Here is a 15,950-nt window from a genome sequence, read left to right as displayed (position 1 = left end):
GGCGATGAACTCGGCTTCGGGTGATGAGGATGCGGATTTCCGGGTGATCCGGGAATCGTGAGATTGCCCGAAGAGGACCCCGGGGAAATCCTGGAAGAGCCAAGGATGGAATCAGCGGCTGAACAGGAGGGGGATCTTTGCGCCGTCAAGCAGATCATGCGTCACGCCCCCCAACAGCAATTCGTGCACCCGGGAATGAATGGCGGCACCCAGCACGAGCAGGTCCGACCGTTGGGCGGCCGCAAAGTCGGTCAGCGCCGTGGCATCGCTCCGGCCATCCGAAGAGATATCTTGAAAATGGGCGACAAAGCCGTGGCGGCGAATGTATCGGACAACGTCCGTCCCCGAGTGGGTGCTATGGCCCTTGAGCGTATCTGCGGCATCCACCGTGATCACGTCCACCTGGGCGCCTGGTTTGGCAAGGATGAGGCTGTCGGCAAGCGCGCGGGCGGCCTCCCAAGTGCTATTCCAGCCGACGAGAAGACCTTCGAACGGCGCGGGTACCCACGCTACGGGCAAAACAAGCAGAGGACGTCCGGAAGCCTGTACGAGAGCCTCGAATAGCTGACGCCGAAGCCGAGGATTGCCGTAGGCGGAGGTCGGAGCGAGGAGAGCCAGATCAGCATAACGGGCCTCGACCGGAATCTGCCCGATCAGGCTAGCCGCATCTCGAGGGATGTTCCGCAGCTCGAATCCTTCACGCTGGGCGCGCTTTTCGACTTCTGCCCCCTTGGCCTCGATCGCTGCGATCAGCTCGTCCCTGACTACGGCTGAGCCGACGGAAAGGTCGCCGCTCGGCATGGCAACCGCTGAAAGTGCGACCACGATCAACCCGGCATCATGAAGTCGTGCAAGCCGCACGGCGTCGGTCAGAAACTGCTCCTCCAGAACACCAGTTTCAACGATGGCGAGGATCTGTTTGATCATGCTGCCGGCAATGCCGCACGATCAGGGCGGTCGCATTTAGGATATTTACGTAAGATCGCAGCACGACGGAAGGCCAAGCACTGCGAGCGCCTCCGATCGAACGCATCGAAGAAGGTCATGCTAGTCGCGCGCAACGCATCAGCAACCGGGGTCGGGCGGCGAACGCCCGTTATGTATGATTCGGATGGCTTTCCCGTCCTGCGGGCGAAGCTCGGGCAGCTTTTTGAGAAGGAGCCGAACCTTACCGCGGGCGAGCTTGGGAGCATCAAAGCCAGGACGGTTATCGCCGATGGCGAGCACGAACAGTTCATCGCCCGCGAGCATAGCGAGCGGCTTGCGCGCCTGATTCCAGGAGCCAGGCTGCTCATCCTGCCGAATGTCAGCCACGGCGGACCGCAGCAAGATCCCGTCAGTTTCCATCGGTCGGTCACGGCGCTGCTGAATAGTCTCGCCATCCGGGCGTCATTGCGGAAAGCACGTACAGACGCACGCGCGCGTGTTGGGATAATCCTGGGTCAGGAGGCCCATCATGGACAGCGACGTCACACATCCGCGCGATGCCGGCTCGATCGCATCGGCTGAAAATGGGGAACATGCCTTCCCGCTGGACTGGGCCCTCGGCGGAGTCGCTGGCCTGAGTGAGGCGAACATGCGACTCGCATTGAGGCTCGGGGACGGACTTCGGGCCGCTTGGGAGCGTCTCAGCCAGATCGGCGAGAAGGCGTTTATCGAATGCGGCGCGGAAGGCAGCGCCATGCTGCGCCGGGCGGCGAACACCGGCGGCAGCGACGGTGAAGACGATGTTCGTCCCGGCCGATGGGAGGACATCATCGCCGATATCGAGGAATGGCGACTGGAGGCCGCCGAAGGGTTGGTCGCGGCTTGGCAGGATTGGCAGCGCGCGTGGGCCGGCGGCGGGACCATGGCTCGGCCAGCCGAGGAACGAGGCGAGTTGGTGTTGACGCCGTGGCCGGTCGTTCTCACCGAAAAGGCCGACGCGCAGCGACCCGACTCAGTCGCGCCAGGCTGAGGCTTGGCATTCTCCGCGTAGACGTCGCCGGCATGATTCGAATGTGATTAGGCGATTACTGATGCGATCTTGGGATATATACTTATTCTGACGCGGCCGCTTGCGATGATAGCCGTCGCGGACATGAAGAACATTGCGACCCTCACGATGAACCCGGCCATAGACGTGGCGTACGAGGCGGATCGTGTCTTTCACACGCACAAGATCCGGGCTAGCCAGGAACAGTATGATCCGGGAGGAGGCGGCATCAATGTTACGCGCGTCATTGCCCGGCTTGGCGGCACGGCGCGAGCCCATTATCTGGCGGGCGGCGCCACCGGCGCCACGCTCGACAGCCTTCTCGATCTCCATCAAATGGTCCGAGCCCGTATTCCAATCGAGGGCAATACGCGTATCAGCACGGCTGTCTACGAACGGGAAACCGGCAAGGAATTCAGGCTAGTGCCGCGTGGGCCTGTCGTGGCCGAACAGGAATGGCAAGCATGCCTGGATCATCTTGACGGCATCGAATGTGATTATCTGGTTGCAAGCGGATCGCTCCCGCCGGGCGTGCCCGAGGACTTCTACAACCGTGTCCAGCGGATAGCCGCTGCCCGCGGAATCGAGCTCATTCTTGACAGTTCGGGTTCCGCCCTGAAGCGCGGCCTCGCTGGCGGCGGCATTTTCCTGGTCAAGCCCAGTTTGGGCGAGCTTCAACAGTTCGTGGGCACTCCCCTAATGGAGCTCGACGACATCGCAGCGGCCGCGTCCGACATCGTCAACCGCGATCAGGCCAAATATGTGGCAGTGACCATGGGACAGGACGGCGCCCTGCTCGCGCAGCGCTCCGGAGTGTTGAGCCTGCCGGCGGTGCCGGTTGATGCGAAAAGCGCAGTCGGCGCCGGAGATAGCTTCCTGGCGGCTATGACATTCGCGCTCGCTTGCGGGCGGGAGCTCGTGGAGGCCTTCCGGTATGGAATCGCGGCAGGCGCCGCGGCGGTCCTTTCCCCGGGCAATAATCTTTGCCGTCGGGATGACGTCGAGCGCATGCACGCGCTTGTCGCTCCTGGCGGAACGCAATGGAAATCTACGACCAGTCCGATACGGCCCGCCGCCAGCGAATGAGGAACGCGCTTCAGGGGCGACGCGCGAGCGCCTGACCTCTCGAAGCGGCCGCCGCCGACCGGTGTCGCGGACGTCCACGCATCGGGAGGCAAAGCAGCTACGATGACCGATAGGTCGAGGAGCCGGGACCAGGCTCGCGGCCGGGATTATCCTGATCGGGAACGTCTGGAATGATCTCCGGGGGCTCTGAAAAGGGATTTTCGGCCGGCCCCGGACCGGGCGGCGTCTCCGGTGGCGACTGGGGCTGAATAGTATCCGGCGGCGGAAATTCGGGCTGGGTTGCCATTATGCTTCTCCTCTTTCCAACACGCGCCCACGGCAGGGCCTCACGCCCGGACAAGCCCGCGAACGTCAAGCTTCCCCGGAGTAGATCCGCACGATCTTGTCCAGCATCGCCAGAGCCTCGGACCGTGGCCGCTGGAAGCTGTTGCGGCCGATGATCGAACCGCCACCGCCACCCTCGCGGATCGCGCGGACGTCCCGGTACAGCGTCTCCGGATCCGTGGCTGCGCCTCCCGAGAAGATGACGAGCCGCCGTCCGGCGAAAGCGGCCTCGACCACATGCCGAATTCTGTCGACCGGATCAGCCCATTGCCGGCCGGCGTAAGCGGATTTGGCGGCATCCTGTTCGACATGATCACTGGGAACTTTCACCTTGACGATGTGGGCTCCCAGCTCGACGGCGATATGCGCGGCGTATGCGACGATATCGAGCGCCGTCTCGCCGACCGCGGTAATCGATCCGCCGCGCGGATAGGACCATAGGAGCAGCGGGAGACCGGCGGCGCGCGCTTCCCGGGCCACGGTGCGCAGCTCGTCCACCTGGCCGAAAAAGCCATCGGAGCCAGGATAGAGTGTGAATCCAACTGCTGCGCAATCGAGGCGCAGCGCGTCATCCACGCTTGCGAAGACGGCTTGATCCTTGACAGCGGAGAGGCAGTTCGAGGAATTGAGCTTGAGGATCGTGGGGATTTGTCCGGCGAAGGTGTCGATTCCAGCCTCCAGCATCCCGAGCGGCGCCGCGAAGGCCGATAGACCGGCGTCGATCGCGAGCCGAAAATGATAATGAGGGTCATAGGCGGCGGGATTTGCGGCGAAGCTTCGCGCAGGACCATGCTCGAGCCCCTGGTCTACGGGAAGGATGACGAGGTGACCGGTCCCGCCGACTCGGCCCTGCATCAGGATGCGCGCCAAATTCATCTTGGTTTCGGCCGATTCGCCTTCATACCGGGCAAGAATCTTGTGAACCCGGTCAGAGATGTGCATTCGTGCGGGATGCCCTCGATCGAGGCTGTCGGGATCGCCCTCGCGCTCCTGCGCGTCTGCCTCCTCCTCGACCGTCACAGCAGGTTCGCGTGCAGCCCGCCGAGGCCATCGGCTGCTCTCTCGTCCCCGGCCTCCATCATGGCGTGGCCCGGCTGACGACGTTGACGGTCCCGTCGGGCATCACCTGGATAAGGTGCGCGGCACCGTCCTCGCAACGGGCACGCCACATTGGCCGTTGGGCGGGCGCGGCGATCTGCTCGGACCCGGTCACGTTCTGGCAGGGCAAACCCGCGTCTCGGATCGCACGGAAGAACACCGCGTTCCGCTGAGGCACGTTGAGCGTCCCAACCTCTGCGACGTAATTGGTCACGTTGCCTCCCGCGTCGGCCGTGTCAGTGGCGTCCTTGTCGGCCCTGCCGCATGCGGCGAGCGCGAGGAGCGCTATGGTCGTGACGATCGTACGCATCATGCTTCTCCGCTGTTGAGGCAAGGATGGTCGTTCGATCTGACCGGGCCAATGCGTATATTTCCGGATCGGCAAGCCCCGTGCTCCAGGTCCGAGGCGACTCGCGGACCAATGGAAGCTCCACCTAATCGCCCCGGAAAGCGGCCAGGATTGCACATAGGCATGTCGGTCGGCTACTCGGACTCGGTGGCCGCGCGACTACGTATCATCCCCGACTGACAAGCCATATCATGCCGATCATCCTCGTCGCGCATCGCCATGACGACGGACCGCATAATGACCGCAAGCCTGATACTTTGGTTCGACAAGATCGGAATCGGCGATATCGCCATGGTCGGCGGCAAGAACGCTTCGCTCGGCGAAATGGTGAGCACGCTTTCCGCCACGGGCGTGCGGGTCCCTGCCGGTTTTGCCATCACTGCTGACGCCTATCGCGGCTTCATTGCGGCCAACGGGATAGAGGCCGCAATCCGGGCGGAGCTCGCCGGTTATGAGGATGGCAAAGCGACGCTTCAAGTAGCGGGCAATGCGATACGCTCGCTGTTCCTGGACGGCGACGTTCCCCCTGCCCTCGCCGAGGCCATCCGGACCGCCTATGACGAGCTCAAGCAGAGGACGGGCGCGCCCCATCTGGCCGTCGCGGTGCGCAGCAGCGCCACAGCGGAGGATTTGCCGGACGCCAGCTTTGCTGGCCAGCAGGAAACATTTCTCAATGTGCGCGGTCACCGGGCGCTGCTCGACGCCTGCCGCCGCTGCTTTGCGTCGCTCTTCACGGATCGGGCGATCAGCTATCGCCAGACCAAGGGGTTCGATCATTTCGATGTCGCGCTCTCAATCGGCGTCCAGCAGATGGTGCGATCCGATCTTGCCGGATCGGGCGTGATGTTCTCGATCGATACCGAGAGCGGCTTTCCCAATGTCACGGTGATCAGTGCCGCATGGGGCCTGGGCGAGACCGTCGTGCAGGGGAGCGTCGACCCGGACAAATATCTGGTCTTCAAGCCGCTGCTCGAAAGGCGCGACGCGCGGCCGATCATCGAAAAGATACTGGGCAAGAAAGCGCTGAAAATGCGCTACGCCGAAGGCGGGAGCAAGCGCACCCGGATCGTCGAGACCAGTCGCGCCGAACGAGAAGCCTTCGTGCTCGATGACGACGACATCCTCGAGCTCGGCCGTTGGTCGGTCATCGTCGAGGGACATTACGGCCGGCCGATGGACATGGAATGGGCCAAGGACGGCGAGACCGGGACGCTCTTCCTCGTCCAAGCACGCCCGGAAACCGTCCAGGCCGGGCTCAGCCGCTCCTCGTTCCTGCGCTATCAACTCAAGGCCAAAGGCGGCACACCGCTGGTGACGGGTGCCGCCATCGGCAGCGCGATTGCGACAGGGCAGGCCTGCGTGATCCGCAACGCCGCGGATATCGACCAGTTTCGCGATGGGGCGATCCTTGTCACCAGCACGACCGACCCGGACTGGGTTCCGATCATGAAGCGCGCGGCCGGCATCATAACCGATCATGGCGGCGCCACCAGCCACGCCGCCATCGTCAGCCGCGAACTGGGCGTTCCCGCCGTCGTGGGAACCGGCAATGCCACGACGGTCCTCAGCCGCGAGCAGGACATCACGCTGTGCTGCGCGGAAGGCGACCTGGGCAGCGTCTATGCCGGCCGCCTCGCCTTCGAGCGGGAGGAGATCGATCTGGGCGCCCTTCCCCGGACCAGAACCGACGTGATGGTCAATATCGCGAATCCAGCCGCCGCCTTCCAGTGGTGGCGTCTGCCGGCCAAAGGCGTCGGGCTCGCTCGCATGGAGTTCATCGTCAATGCGCTGATCAAGGCGCATCCGATGGCCTTGCTCCATCCCGAGCGGGTCAGTGCGGAGGATAATCGCCTGATCGGCGAACTGACCCGCGGTCATGCGAGCCCGGCCGACTATTTCGTCGATCTCTTGTCGCGCGGGATCGCGAAGCTGGCGGCGCCCTATCACCCGCATCCGGCGATCGTGCGTCTGAGTGACTTCAAGACCAACGAATATTCCCATCTGCTGGGCGGACGCGCATTCGAGCCGGAGGAGGAAAATCCGATGCTCGGTTTTCGCGGCGCCTCCCGCTACTATGATGACCGTTATCGTGAAGGCTTTGCGCTCGAATGCCGCGCGCTCAAGCGCGTTCGGGAGACGCTGGGATTCACCAACGTGATCGTCATGGTCCCGTTCTGCCGCACGCCGGCGGAGGCCGACCGGGTACTCGCGGTGATGGCCGAAAATGGGCTGCGCCGCGGCGAGAACGGGCTTCAAGTCTATATGATGTGCGAGATCCCCTCGAACGTCATCTTGGCGGAGCAGTTCGCCAAGCGCTTCGACGGCTTCTCGATCGGATCGAACGACCTCACGCAGCTCGTGCTCGGCGTCGACCGGGATTCCGATCTGCTCGCGACGCTGTTCGATGAGCGCGACGAAGCGGTCAAGCGCATGGTCTCCGAAGCGATCCGCAAAGCCCATGCTGCGGGCATCAAGATCGGTATCTGCGGCCAGGCGCCCAGCAATTATCCCGACTTCGCGGCCTTCCTGGTTGGTGAGGGTATCGACTCGATCTCGCTCAATCCCGACAGCTTCGTTCGCACCATCACCCATATCAGCGAGGCCGAGCAGTCTGCACAGGTGGACACGGCCCTTCTGCTGGCCGCGCAAGAGCATTGAGCGCCGCGGCCGGCGCATATGGTCTTGATCTTGGAAGGAGGCGCCGCTCGTCTATCGTTGAAATCCGCGTCCGGGGTGCGCGGCCGCCGCTCTATCGGGTAAGACCGCCGCATGGGCATGAACATGGCGTAGAAGCAATCCGCCGGGCGAAAACCGCGCGGTCGCGGTACGCTCCGTTTGCCCGGAGCAGGTGCTTCAAAGCAGACCGCCGCGATTCTCGGGCGAACGCATCGGGCTGGCTATATCTAGGGAAGCGCCGCACAGGGGTTCACACCTCTTCGGCCGAGTAGACCGCATGTGCTTTTCGGCCACTTCCAGCTTTGTCGCCGCCGGCGTGATCGGAGCGATCGGCGTGGCGACTCTCCGGCATGTCCGCGAGCCCCGCGCGCTGCTTTTCGCGTCTGTGCCGATGCTGTTTGCGCTGCACCAGTTTTCGGAGGGATTTGTCTGGCTCGGGCTGGATGGCCGGATCGGGAAGATGGCGCTCGACCACCTCGCGTTCCTGTTCATGCTCTACGCGCAGGGGATTCTCCCACTCCTGATGCCGGCCGCGGTCGCGCTGATGGAACCGCCCGGCTGGCGTCGCGGCGCTATCCTCGGATTGACGGTCATTGGGGCTTTGGTGTGCGTATGGGACGTCTATGGGCTGATCTCTCTTCCAAGCCATGTGTTCGTCGAGCACCATTCGATCGCCTATCGCAATCAGCTAACCGGCAATTTCGGGATATCCTGCTTGTATATCCTCGCCACCTGCGGGGCCCTCCTGCTTTCAAGCCACCGCGTCGTCCGGGGTTATGGCGTACTGAATGTGATCGGGCTGACTATCGTCCAGATCGTCAAGGAATATGCCTTCGCCTCGGTCTGGTGCTTCTATGCCGCCATCTTGAGCGTCATCATTTATTGGCACTTCAACCGCCGCAATATCGATATTGGAACGCCCAACGGCGCGTCGGACGACGTCAAGCCGCTGCTTTTCCCCTGGCTGCGTCCGCGGACCGCCGTTGTCGCGAGCAAGCTTGATTCCTGATGGCCCGGTCAAGAGAGCCGTGCGTGCGGCTCGAGGCTTCGCGGCAATCCACTACCGCTACCCGTATTGGGGCTCGTCACGGAATCGCTCCTATAGAGGGGCCAGAATGTCGCGGTGGAGCTCAGCTTTCAGCTCCGCTGGCAAGAGGAACGCGGCTGACCCTGCCATGGTGCGATCGGTTCCCTCCACGCGCGATCCATTCGCCCGGACCCGACTTGAACGAGACCCGCCAAATCTGCGACGCTGGGCTCGTCGTCAGCCAAGCGATGGCTTGTCGAGGGTCTTCTCCAGCCATGCACAGGACAGCTCGGCCTCAAGCACGGCGAGCCAACCAAGATCGTCGTCCGAGGCAAGACGCATCATCGCCGACGGATACGCGAGCACCAGCGCCCATGGTTCCTGGGGCCGCCTGAATGTCACGGGCTGGCCCTGCTCGGAGGCAGCCTTGACCATCATCGGCCATAGCTTGTCGCCATCGCCAGCGCGGGGCGCCACAGCGATCGTGACGATCGGCTCGCCCCCGGCAGCGAGCATGGTGAGCAACAGACGGCTCTCGTCGACCGTCGCACAGAGACGGTAGCCAAGCCGCTGGACTATCAGGACGCCGTCCTTGCCCGCGACAAGCGCCCTTTGAATGGCGGAGCGCGCTGCGGCGAGGCGATCAGGCGGGATCGCCTCGGGATCGATCCAGTCTCCCAAGCCACCGCCGATTGTCTGGAGCCAGAGGTCACTCATCGCAGCTGCGCCAACGGGTCGCTGATCAAGGCAGACGCGTCGCCCGATGTGCGGAGCGCGCCGAGGCAAATCCGATTGACCTGTCTCTCGAGGCGACAAGGCGACATTCGTGCGCTGCGCAGGCCGTGCCTTGGGGAAGTCGCGTCCGGCGCCGTCAACGAGCCGTAATGAAAGCCTTGATCTCCCATTTCCCGCCCCCTGATGGTCGCGCCGAGGCGCCGATCGGCATCCCCTGCCGATCCACGTCACGCAGGTCAATCCGGACCATTTCGTCAAGCGTTTCGCACACGGAAAATCTGAGAGGCGAATTGTCCGACCGAGGGGGTGCGCAGACGCGCCAGTGGTGCCACTATCTGCTGGTGAAGCAGATCTCGACCATTCTTGAGTTCTCGACGCTCCGGCAGGGGCTCGTCGAGATCACCCATGAGGTGACCGATTGGGTGGCCGAAGCGGGAGTACAGGAGGGGCTGCTCACGCTGTTCTGCCGCCACACCTCGGCGTCGCTTCTGATCCAGGAGAACGCGGCAGCGGAGGTGCGTGCCGATCTCGAGTCCTATTTCGCGCGAATCGCTCCGGAAGATCCGGCAGCCTACGCGCATGACGACGAAGGCTCGGACGACATGCCGGCGCACCTGCGCGCTGCGCTGACGCAGGTGCAGCTGTCGATCCCGCTGATCGATGGGCGCCTGGCGCTCGGCACTTGGCAGGGCATCTATCTGTTCGAGCACCGCCGGCGGCCGCATCGACGCAGCATCGCGGTGCATCTGATCGGGGCATGAGCGCAGCCGTCCGACAGGCATCGCCATGGCGCGGATGAGCGCGGGAATTCTGCTGTACAGGCGCCGCGGTACGGAGGTTGAGGTCCTGCTTGTCCATCCCGGCGGGCCTTTCTGGCGGAACAAGGACGCCGGATCATGGCAGATTCCCAAAGGCTTGATCGAGCCGGGCGAGGAACCATCCGCGGCGGCACGGCGCGAGGTCGAAGAGGAGCTTGGCATCCGCCTCACCGGCGAGCTCCATCGGCTGGGACAGCTGAAGCAGGCGGGCGGCAAACTGGTCGAGGCATTCGCATCGGAGCAGCAGGTCGACATCGAGGCTATCGCGAGCAATCGGTTCGATCTGGAATGGCCGCCGCGATCCGGCAAGATAGGGTCGTTCCCGGAGATCGATGAAGCGCGCTGGTTCGCTCTCTCGAGCGCGCTTCCCAGCATGCTCGCAAGCCAGCGTCCGCTGCTCGATCGGCTTGCCGATTATCTGCGGAGCGGCGATGATTCGCGTTCGCGGTTGGAACGATAACCGGCAGCAGCAGCCGGCGACGGCCGGGCGTTCGAGCGGGAACCGATCCTGTGCTTCCGTGACTCTACCGATGAGCTGTCCCTCGCAGAAATGATAACCACGCGAGACCCGGTATGCCGTCGTGCGCGCGGCTGGGGCCGTATTGAGGCAGCAGGCGCCGCATGCCGGCTGTCCAAAATCGACGGGGACATGAAATCATGGACGATGACTTCCGGCGGGCAGCACTCGATTACCATCGGTTCCCCAAGCCGGGAAAGCTGAGCGTTGAGTCGACCAAGCGTATGTCGAACCAGCGCGACCTGGCGCTGGCCTACTCGCCGGGCGTCGCCGCAGCGTGCGACGCCATCGGCAGTGATCCCGAGGCGGCGCGGGATCTGACGGCCCGCGGCAATCTGGTCGCTGTGATTTCCAATGGAACAGCCGTGCTGGGCTTGGGCAATATCGGACCGTTGGCCAGCAAGCCGGTGATGGAAGGCAAGGCCGTCCTCTTCAAGAAGTTCGCAGGGATCGATGTATTTGACATCGAAGTCGATGCGCTCGATCCGGATCGCTTCATCGAAGTTGTGGCGGCGCTCGAGCCCACGTTCGGAGGCATCAACCTGGAAGACATCAAGGCGCCGGAATGCTTCGTCATCGAGGCGGCGTTGCGCCAACGCATGAACATCCCCGTCTTTCACGATGACCAGCACGGCACCGCGATTGTATGCGCCGCCGCGATCCGCAATGGCCTTACGCTGCAAGGCAAGCAACTCGAGGATGTGCGGCTCGTGACCTCCGGCGCGGGCGCTGCGGCGCTCGCCTGCGTCGACCTGCTGGTAGCCATGGGCCTGAAGATCGACAATGTCACGATCACCGACATTGACGGTGTGGTGCATGCCGACCGGCCGGGCATGGCGCCGAACATGGCCCGCTACGCCCGCGTCACCAATGCCCGGACCTTGCCGGAGGTGCTGGAGGATGCGGACGTCTTCCTCGGCCTGTCCGCGCCGCGCGTGCTCAAGCCCGAATGGTTGCCGCTCTTTGCCGAAAGGCCGCTGATCCTCGCGCTTGCGAACCCCGATCCTGAGATCCTCCCCGAACTCGTCGCAGCCGCGCGTCCCGACGCGATCGTCGCAACGGGCCGGTCAGACTATCCCAACCAGGTCAACAATGTCCTGTGCTTCCCCTTCATCTTCCGCGGCGCTCTCGACGTCGGCGCCACCGAGATCAACGAGGCGATGAAGCTGGCGGCGGCGGAGGCGCTGGCAAGCCTGGCCCGCGCCGAAGCGACCGAACAGGTGGCGCAGGCCTATGGCGACGCGGCGCTCCTGTTCGGCCCAGAGCACATCATCCCGAAGCCCTTCGATCCCAGGCTGATCCTCAAGATCGCGCCTGCGGTCGCCCGGGCGGCGATGGAGAGCGGCGTCGCCCGCCGCCCCATCGCGGATTCGGCGCGTATCAGACCGAGCTGGAGAAGCTCGTCTATCGTTCGGGCCAGCTGATGCGCGGCGTCTTCAATCAGGCGCGCGACACGGGCAAGCGGGTCGCCTATGCCGAAGGCGAGGACGAGCGCGTGCTGCGCGCGGTGCAGACGGTCGTGGACGAACGCCTGGCCGAACCGGTGCTTATCGGCCGGCGCGATACGATCGCGGCGCGCATCCGGCGATTGGGGCTAAGGCTGCAGATCGGCGGCGATGTGACAGTCCTCGATCCTGAGAGCGACGACGCGCTGTTCACCCCCCTGGACGCGCGCTATCAACAGCTCGTAGACCGAAGGGGCATCAATCCGGCGGCTGCGGCGCGCGCAGTCAAGCGTCGGCCGGCCGTTGCGGCCGCGATGCTGCTGGAGGCTGGGGAAGTGGATGCCGCGCTGTGCGGCGGTACGGCCGACTGGTGGCAGCAGATGGCTTGGGTGCTGCCTATCATCCCACGTCAGCCAGGCGTGAGCCGCGCCTATGCTATGACCGGTCTCATCCTGAAAAATGGTACGCTCTTCTTCTGCGACACGCATATGAATGTCGATCCGACGGCGGAGCAGGTCGCCGAGATGACCCGGCTTGCGGCCGATGCGGTACGAAGATTTGGGGAGCCGATTAGAGCGGCGCTTCTCTCGCACTCCAATTTCGGAGCTTCGGCCTCGCCAAGCGCGCGCAAGATGCGGCAGGCCTTGGCGCTGATCCGCAAGGAAGCGCCCGATCTGGCGATAGACGGGGAGATGCACGCGGATGCCGCGCTGAGCGAAGCACTGCGGAACCGGTTCGTAACCAGCAGCCGGCTGAAGGGATCGGCCAACCTGTTGGTCATGCCCTCGCTCGATGCAGCGAATATCGCCGTCACCCTCCTGGCAGCCTCGTCGGAGGCATTGACTGTCGGCCCGATCCTGCTCGGCATGTCCAAGCCCATCCAGCTTCTTGTTCCGACCGTGACAGCCCGCGCGATCGTCAATCTCACGGCGATTTCTGTCGCCGAGGCTGCGGTTCCTCAAGACAGCGCCCGGGTTTTTGACATGGCGTGACCACCCGCAGATCGACGCGGGCCATCATGCCGTCGGTGAATCTTATCCAGCGACGAGATTGATCGCCATCGATCGCGACGGCCCCGTACGGCAAGCGCGGCGCCCGGCAGGCTGCCCCACGCTCGAGCAGCTTCCAAGCCATGCTCGCGCGGCGGTTCGGTAATGTTGCGTATACTGTGGCGGCATCGCGGCCTGTACCCCGTTCGCTAAAGATCCTGACCGAACGAGGAGAATGTCATGTCCCGGGTTTCCCTCATCGATAATGGCATTACCGGACCTGACGACGCGATGATCAGGCGCGCAGGAATCAGTTCGAAGACGCGCGGATGGACCATCGCGTTCTCCCCGCTCGCCCTCGCTGCCCTCCCGTTGATCTGCGGACCCGCGCTCGCGCAAAGCGCCGCCGACCAGCGGCGTTGGACGGACGCCCAGGATCGCTACCGGGCGGAGGTTGCCCGCTACGAAGCCGAGCGTGATCGATATGAAGCCGTCGTGCGCGCCGATCATCCTGACGCGGCCGGCCGGCGCGGCGATCCCTATGCGACCGATTACGACGCGGCCCGCCACTATCGGGACGATCCCCGTTATGGCGAGCGCCGCCTCTCCGATCGCGACGAGGTCTATCGTGGATCGGATGGACGCTACTACTGCAAGCGCAGCGACGGGACGACAGGCCTCATCGTCGGAGCAGCGGGCGGCGGAATCCTCGGCAACATCATCGATGGCGGTCGCCATCGTGCCGCCGGCACGTTGATCGGCGGCGCGCTGGGCGCGCTTGCCGGCCGTTCGATCGAACAGAACGACATCCGCTGCCGCTAGGCGCCCGGTGCACGGACGGCCTCATGTCGCGACCGTGGCCGACCCTATCGGCTTTCTCGCAGACCTGGTGCCGGTTCAGATTGGCAAGCCCGAGGACATCTTCATGACCCAAAACAGTCGTACCCATTCCAGGCGCGCGGCCCACTGCCGGCGCTGGCTTGCCCGCGCGCTGGTGCTGGCTGCTTCTCTCTTGCCGGCGGTTGCTCCCGCCCAAGCCGCCGCTGCGGAGAACGACATTCCGCAGCGCCGGGAACTCTGCATCCGATCGATTGCGCTGTCCGGCCTCGATCAGGTGATGGACACGAACATCCGCGAAGCCGTCGAAGATTCCTTCCGAACGCTTTCGGCGGCCTTCCCGGATGAAACGGATACGATCTCCGCCTATCGCGATTCACTTGCCGAGGCGATGTCGGCCGCGAAGGGCCCGGTCCTTTCGAGACTTCGCGAGAGCTGTGCGGCGGCGTTCAGCGTGGAGGAGCTGACCGGAATCAACGCCTTCTACGAGAGCAATGCCGGTCGTGCCTGGCTCGAAAAGAGCCGCACGCTCATGATCCCGGCACTTGAGAAGGCGGTGAGCGATGTCACCCCCGAGATGATTGTCGACGCCCAAAGACGCTTTTGCGCCCGGGTCGGCGGCTGCAAGAAAGAGCCGGCGATACCCCCTGCTCATCCGACACTGTGAAAATGTCCGGCAATTACGCCGACGACGGCTGCAAGAGTGGCGGATATCGAACGGCACCCACGCCGAGGACAATCCGAATCGGCCGAAACCTGCGGAAAGCAGGTAGAGACCGGGGCATGCGAAGCTTGCTAGCCAGAAACACCGAGAAGAGACGGTGCGCTGGGGGTCGCCAGCCGCCAGACGCTCAGATGGTCAGTAACCATGGCATACCACGCCCTCGCGTCGCTCGCCGTCCCGGGTCCGCGACTTCCGCCGGTCAGACCGGGCCGGCGACGTCCAAATGGAGTTGGCTCGGCACGGCCCTGCTGCTTGCGGTGGCCGAGGCCGCTCCTGCCGTCGCCCAAACAACCGCCGCTCCTCTCCCGAATGAGCCTCCAGGGTGGACCGCTGCGATCCGGGAGGTGGAGGTCGAGCCCAGCGTTTCGGTCGATGGCCAGACCGACAAGGACGAGGTCGAACGCCGTCAGGTGCGCAACCTCAACCGACAGGGCGCGATTATGCTTGATGCCGCAAGGCAGCGTGCGGATGCGATCCAGCGCAACTACGAGGAGGCGTTGGCAAGATCACGGATCGAGGAGAAGCTATATCAGGATGCGCTCGCCAAGCATCGCGCGGAGATGGAGGCCTGGGAGCGCGCGCGACGCGAGCAGGTTCCGCGATAGGCGTCAGAGATGGCGGCGCCGCGGTTTTGGGCGCTATCGGCCGATGGAGCGCGGGCCTATGCCGCCAAGGGGATTGATCGACCCGGGGTCTCGACCGCAGCTTCAACTCGCGTTGCGAGCATAGATGCGCGTTCAAGCAATTCGCCGTTCAAGCGGCTCGGCACAAAGTCATCCCATTTGGGCCTTCTTCAGCGCCGGTCGCGCGGACGAATCCATAGTAAACGCATCGCTGCGGAGACTTTTGCAGCTGCGATCGATGGGTACCGGCGAGATAGGCAAGTATGGCAGCGCGCGCCCGATGAACCCTGCTTTTCAGAACCGCGAGCGATATGCCGCACTTTTCCGCAGCGGCCTCATAGGCAAGTTGGTCCTCGATCACGGCAAGCAGGGCCTGCCGGTGGGATGCGGAGAGTGCTTCGAGGGCCGCCTTGAACTCATCGCGCAGGAGAGCGGTGTCCTGATCCGGTGGCGACACCGGCGCGCTATGCAGTGCGAGATTGGCCCGATCACGCTGCCGACGCTCGCGCCGCACATGCGACAGGAAGAGGTTGCGCAGGATCGTGAAGGTCCATGCCTTGAAGTTGCTTCCGGCTTGGAACCGCGCACGCGCTTTCCATGCCCGCGACAATGCCTCCTGCACGAGATCCTCGGCGCCGTCGGCACCGCTGGTCAGCCGGTTCGCATAGCGGGTCAGCGCCGGCAGCGATGCCCGGGCTGCATCCTCGAACTCACTTGGGGTCATCGT

General features: G+C 64.1%; 16 protein-coding genes and 1 pseudogene. 11 read left to right on the top strand and 6 right to left on the bottom strand.

Annotation, left to right across the window (positions count from 1 at the left end):
* Positions 1-111 precede the first annotated feature (111 nt).
* Positions 112-927 carry a universal stress protein gene (locus K426_RS10140; RefSeq protein ID WP_066556489.1) on the bottom strand — a complete coding sequence of 272 codons (816 nt, stop codon included), beginning with the start codon at positions 925-927 and terminating at the stop codon, positions 112-114.
* 171 nt (positions 928-1,098) lie between these two features.
* On the opposite strand from K426_RS10140, the gene K426_RS31250 reads away from it, so the two are divergent.
* The 3 genes from K426_RS31250 (at position 1,099) to K426_RS10125 (ending at position 3,061) form a co-directional block, all read left to right on the top strand.
* A complete protein-coding gene (locus K426_RS31250; protein WP_145907242.1) occupies positions 1,099-1,509 on the top strand; it encodes an alpha/beta fold hydrolase in 411 nt (136 codons plus the stop codon).
* A complete protein-coding gene (locus K426_RS10130) occupies positions 1,457-1,957 on the top strand; it encodes a hypothetical protein (RefSeq protein ID WP_066556485.1) in 501 nt (166 codons plus the stop codon). Before K426_RS31250 ends, K426_RS10130 begins: the two co-directional genes overlap by 53 nt.
* A 123-nt stretch (positions 1,958-2,080) precedes the next feature.
* Positions 2,081-3,061, top strand: coding sequence for a 1-phosphofructokinase family hexose kinase (locus tag K426_RS10125; RefSeq protein ID WP_066561619.1), 981 nt, complete (start codon positions 2,081-2,083; stop codon positions 3,059-3,061).
* Between the two features lie 97 nt (positions 3,062-3,158).
* On the opposite strand, the gene K426_RS30280 is transcribed toward K426_RS10125, so the two are convergent.
* From K426_RS30280 to K426_RS10115, 3 genes are all read right to left on the bottom strand, one after another.
* Positions 3,159-3,347, bottom strand: a complete 189-nt coding sequence (locus K426_RS30280; protein ID WP_082748524.1) for a hypothetical protein — start codon at positions 3,345-3,347, stop codon at positions 3,159-3,161.
* 65 nt (positions 3,348-3,412) lie between these two features.
* A complete protein-coding gene (locus tag K426_RS10120; protein ID WP_066561618.1) occupies positions 3,413-4,327 on the bottom strand; it encodes a class I fructose-bisphosphate aldolase in 915 nt (304 codons plus the stop codon).
* Positions 4,328-4,463: 136 nt separating this feature from the next.
* Positions 4,464-4,796: a hypothetical protein gene (locus tag K426_RS10115; RefSeq protein ID WP_066556482.1), complete on the bottom strand. Its 333-nt coding sequence runs from the start codon at positions 4,794-4,796 to the stop codon at positions 4,464-4,466.
* Between the two features lie 273 nt (positions 4,797-5,069).
* On the opposite strand from K426_RS10115, the gene ppsA reads away from it, so the two are divergent.
* Together ppsA and K426_RS10105 are read left to right on the top strand one after the other, a co-directional pair.
* Complete coding sequence (ppsA, locus tag K426_RS10110; protein WP_066556477.1) at positions 5,070-7,490, top strand: phosphoenolpyruvate synthase; 2,421 nt, start codon at positions 5,070-5,072, stop codon at positions 7,488-7,490.
* Between the two features lie 295 nt (positions 7,491-7,785).
* Positions 7,786-8,517, top strand: a complete 732-nt coding sequence (locus K426_RS10105) for a DUF6629 family protein (RefSeq protein ID WP_066556474.1) — start codon at positions 7,786-7,788, stop codon at positions 8,515-8,517.
* Positions 8,518-8,772: 255 nt separating this feature from the next.
* On the opposite strand, the gene K426_RS10100 is transcribed toward K426_RS10105, so the two are convergent.
* Complete coding sequence (locus K426_RS10100; RefSeq protein ID WP_066556471.1) at positions 8,773-9,252, bottom strand: hypothetical protein; 480 nt, start codon at positions 9,250-9,252, stop codon at positions 8,773-8,775.
* 359 nt (positions 9,253-9,611) lie between these two features.
* On the opposite strand from K426_RS10100, the gene K426_RS10095 reads away from it, so the two are divergent.
* From K426_RS10095 to K426_RS31245, 6 genes and pseudogenes are all read left to right on the top strand, one after another.
* Positions 9,612-10,031: a secondary thiamine-phosphate synthase enzyme YjbQ gene (locus K426_RS10095; RefSeq protein ID WP_066561615.1), complete on the top strand. Its 420-nt coding sequence runs from the start codon at positions 9,612-9,614 to the stop codon at positions 10,029-10,031.
* 25 nt (positions 10,032-10,056) lie between these two features.
* Positions 10,057-10,548, top strand: coding sequence for an NUDIX domain-containing protein (locus K426_RS10090; RefSeq protein WP_066556468.1), 492 nt, complete (start codon positions 10,057-10,059; stop codon positions 10,546-10,548).
* A 197-nt stretch (positions 10,549-10,745) separates the two neighbouring features.
* Positions 10,746-13,042: pseudogene (locus tag K426_RS10085) on the top strand (NADP-dependent malic enzyme).
* Between the two features lie 237 nt (positions 13,043-13,279).
* Positions 13,280-13,861 (top strand): glycine zipper 2TM domain-containing protein, encoded by a 582-nt coding sequence (locus K426_RS32940; protein WP_335339803.1) that lies wholly within the window; start codon positions 13,280-13,282, stop codon positions 13,859-13,861.
* A 34-nt stretch (positions 13,862-13,895) separates the two neighbouring features.
* A complete protein-coding gene (locus K426_RS10075) occupies positions 13,896-14,543 on the top strand; it encodes a DUF2059 domain-containing protein (RefSeq protein ID WP_066556467.1) in 648 nt (215 codons plus the stop codon).
* 188 nt (positions 14,544-14,731) lie between these two features.
* The gene (locus K426_RS31245) at positions 14,732-15,205 is read left to right on the top strand and encodes a hypothetical protein (RefSeq protein WP_145907240.1); all 474 of its coding nucleotides are present in this window, start codon (positions 14,732-14,734) and stop codon (positions 15,203-15,205) included.
* A 148-nt stretch (positions 15,206-15,353) separates the two neighbouring features.
* On the opposite strand, the gene K426_RS10065 is transcribed toward K426_RS31245, so the two are convergent.
* A complete protein-coding gene (locus K426_RS10065; protein ID WP_066556460.1) occupies positions 15,354-15,947 on the bottom strand; it encodes a sigma-70 family RNA polymerase sigma factor in 594 nt (197 codons plus the stop codon).
* Positions 15,948-15,950: the final 3 nt, after the last annotated feature.

Source organism: Sphingobium sp. TKS, assembly GCF_001563265.1.
In the GTDB taxonomy this organism is placed as follows: domain Bacteria; phylum Pseudomonadota; class Alphaproteobacteria; order Sphingomonadales; family Sphingomonadaceae; genus Sphingobium.
Note: the sequence above shows the minus strand (reverse complement) of the source record. Positions and strands in the feature narration are given on the sequence as shown.

Bases quoted from the DNA above. Each gene is read 5' to 3' on its own strand.
- K426_RS10130 (WP_066556485.1), top strand. From the start codon at position 1,457: ATGGACAGCGACGTCACACATCCGCGCGATGCCGGCTCGATCGCATCG.
- K426_RS30280 (WP_082748524.1), bottom strand. From the start codon at position 3,347: ATGGCAACCCAGCCCGAATTTCCGCCGCCGGATACTATTCAGCCCCAG.
- K426_RS31250 (WP_145907242.1), top strand. From the start codon at position 1,099: ATGTATGATTCGGATGGCTTTCCCGTCCTGCGGGCGAAGCTCGGGCAG.
- K426_RS10100 (WP_066556471.1), bottom strand. From the start codon at position 9,252: ATGAGTGACCTCTGGCTCCAGACAATCGGCGGTGGCTTGGGAGACTGG.
- K426_RS10115 (WP_066556482.1), bottom strand. From the start codon at position 4,796: ATGATGCGTACGATCGTCACGACCATAGCGCTCCTCGCGCTCGCCGCA.
- K426_RS10105 (WP_066556474.1), top strand. From the start codon at position 7,786: ATGTGCTTTTCGGCCACTTCCAGCTTTGTCGCCGCCGGCGTGATCGGA.
- K426_RS10140 (WP_066556489.1), bottom strand. From the start codon at position 927: ATGATCAAACAGATCCTCGCCATCGTTGAAACTGGTGTTCTGGAGGAG.
- K426_RS31245 (WP_145907240.1), top strand. From the start codon at position 14,732: ATGGTCAGTAACCATGGCATACCACGCCCTCGCGTCGCTCGCCGTCCC.
- K426_RS10065 (WP_066556460.1), bottom strand. From the start codon at position 15,947: ATGACCCCAAGTGAGTTCGAGGATGCAGCCCGGGCATCGCTGCCGGCG.
- K426_RS32940 (WP_335339803.1), top strand. From the start codon at position 13,280: ATGTCCCGGGTTTCCCTCATCGATAATGGCATTACCGGACCTGACGAC.
- K426_RS10125 (WP_066561619.1), top strand. From the start codon at position 2,081: ATGAAGAACATTGCGACCCTCACGATGAACCCGGCCATAGACGTGGCG.
- K426_RS10090 (WP_066556468.1), top strand. From the start codon at position 10,057: ATGGCGCGGATGAGCGCGGGAATTCTGCTGTACAGGCGCCGCGGTACG.
- ppsA (WP_066556477.1), top strand. From the start codon at position 5,070: ATGACCGCAAGCCTGATACTTTGGTTCGACAAGATCGGAATCGGCGAT.
- K426_RS10120 (WP_066561618.1), bottom strand. From the start codon at position 4,327: ATGCACATCTCTGACCGGGTTCACAAGATTCTTGCCCGGTATGAAGGC.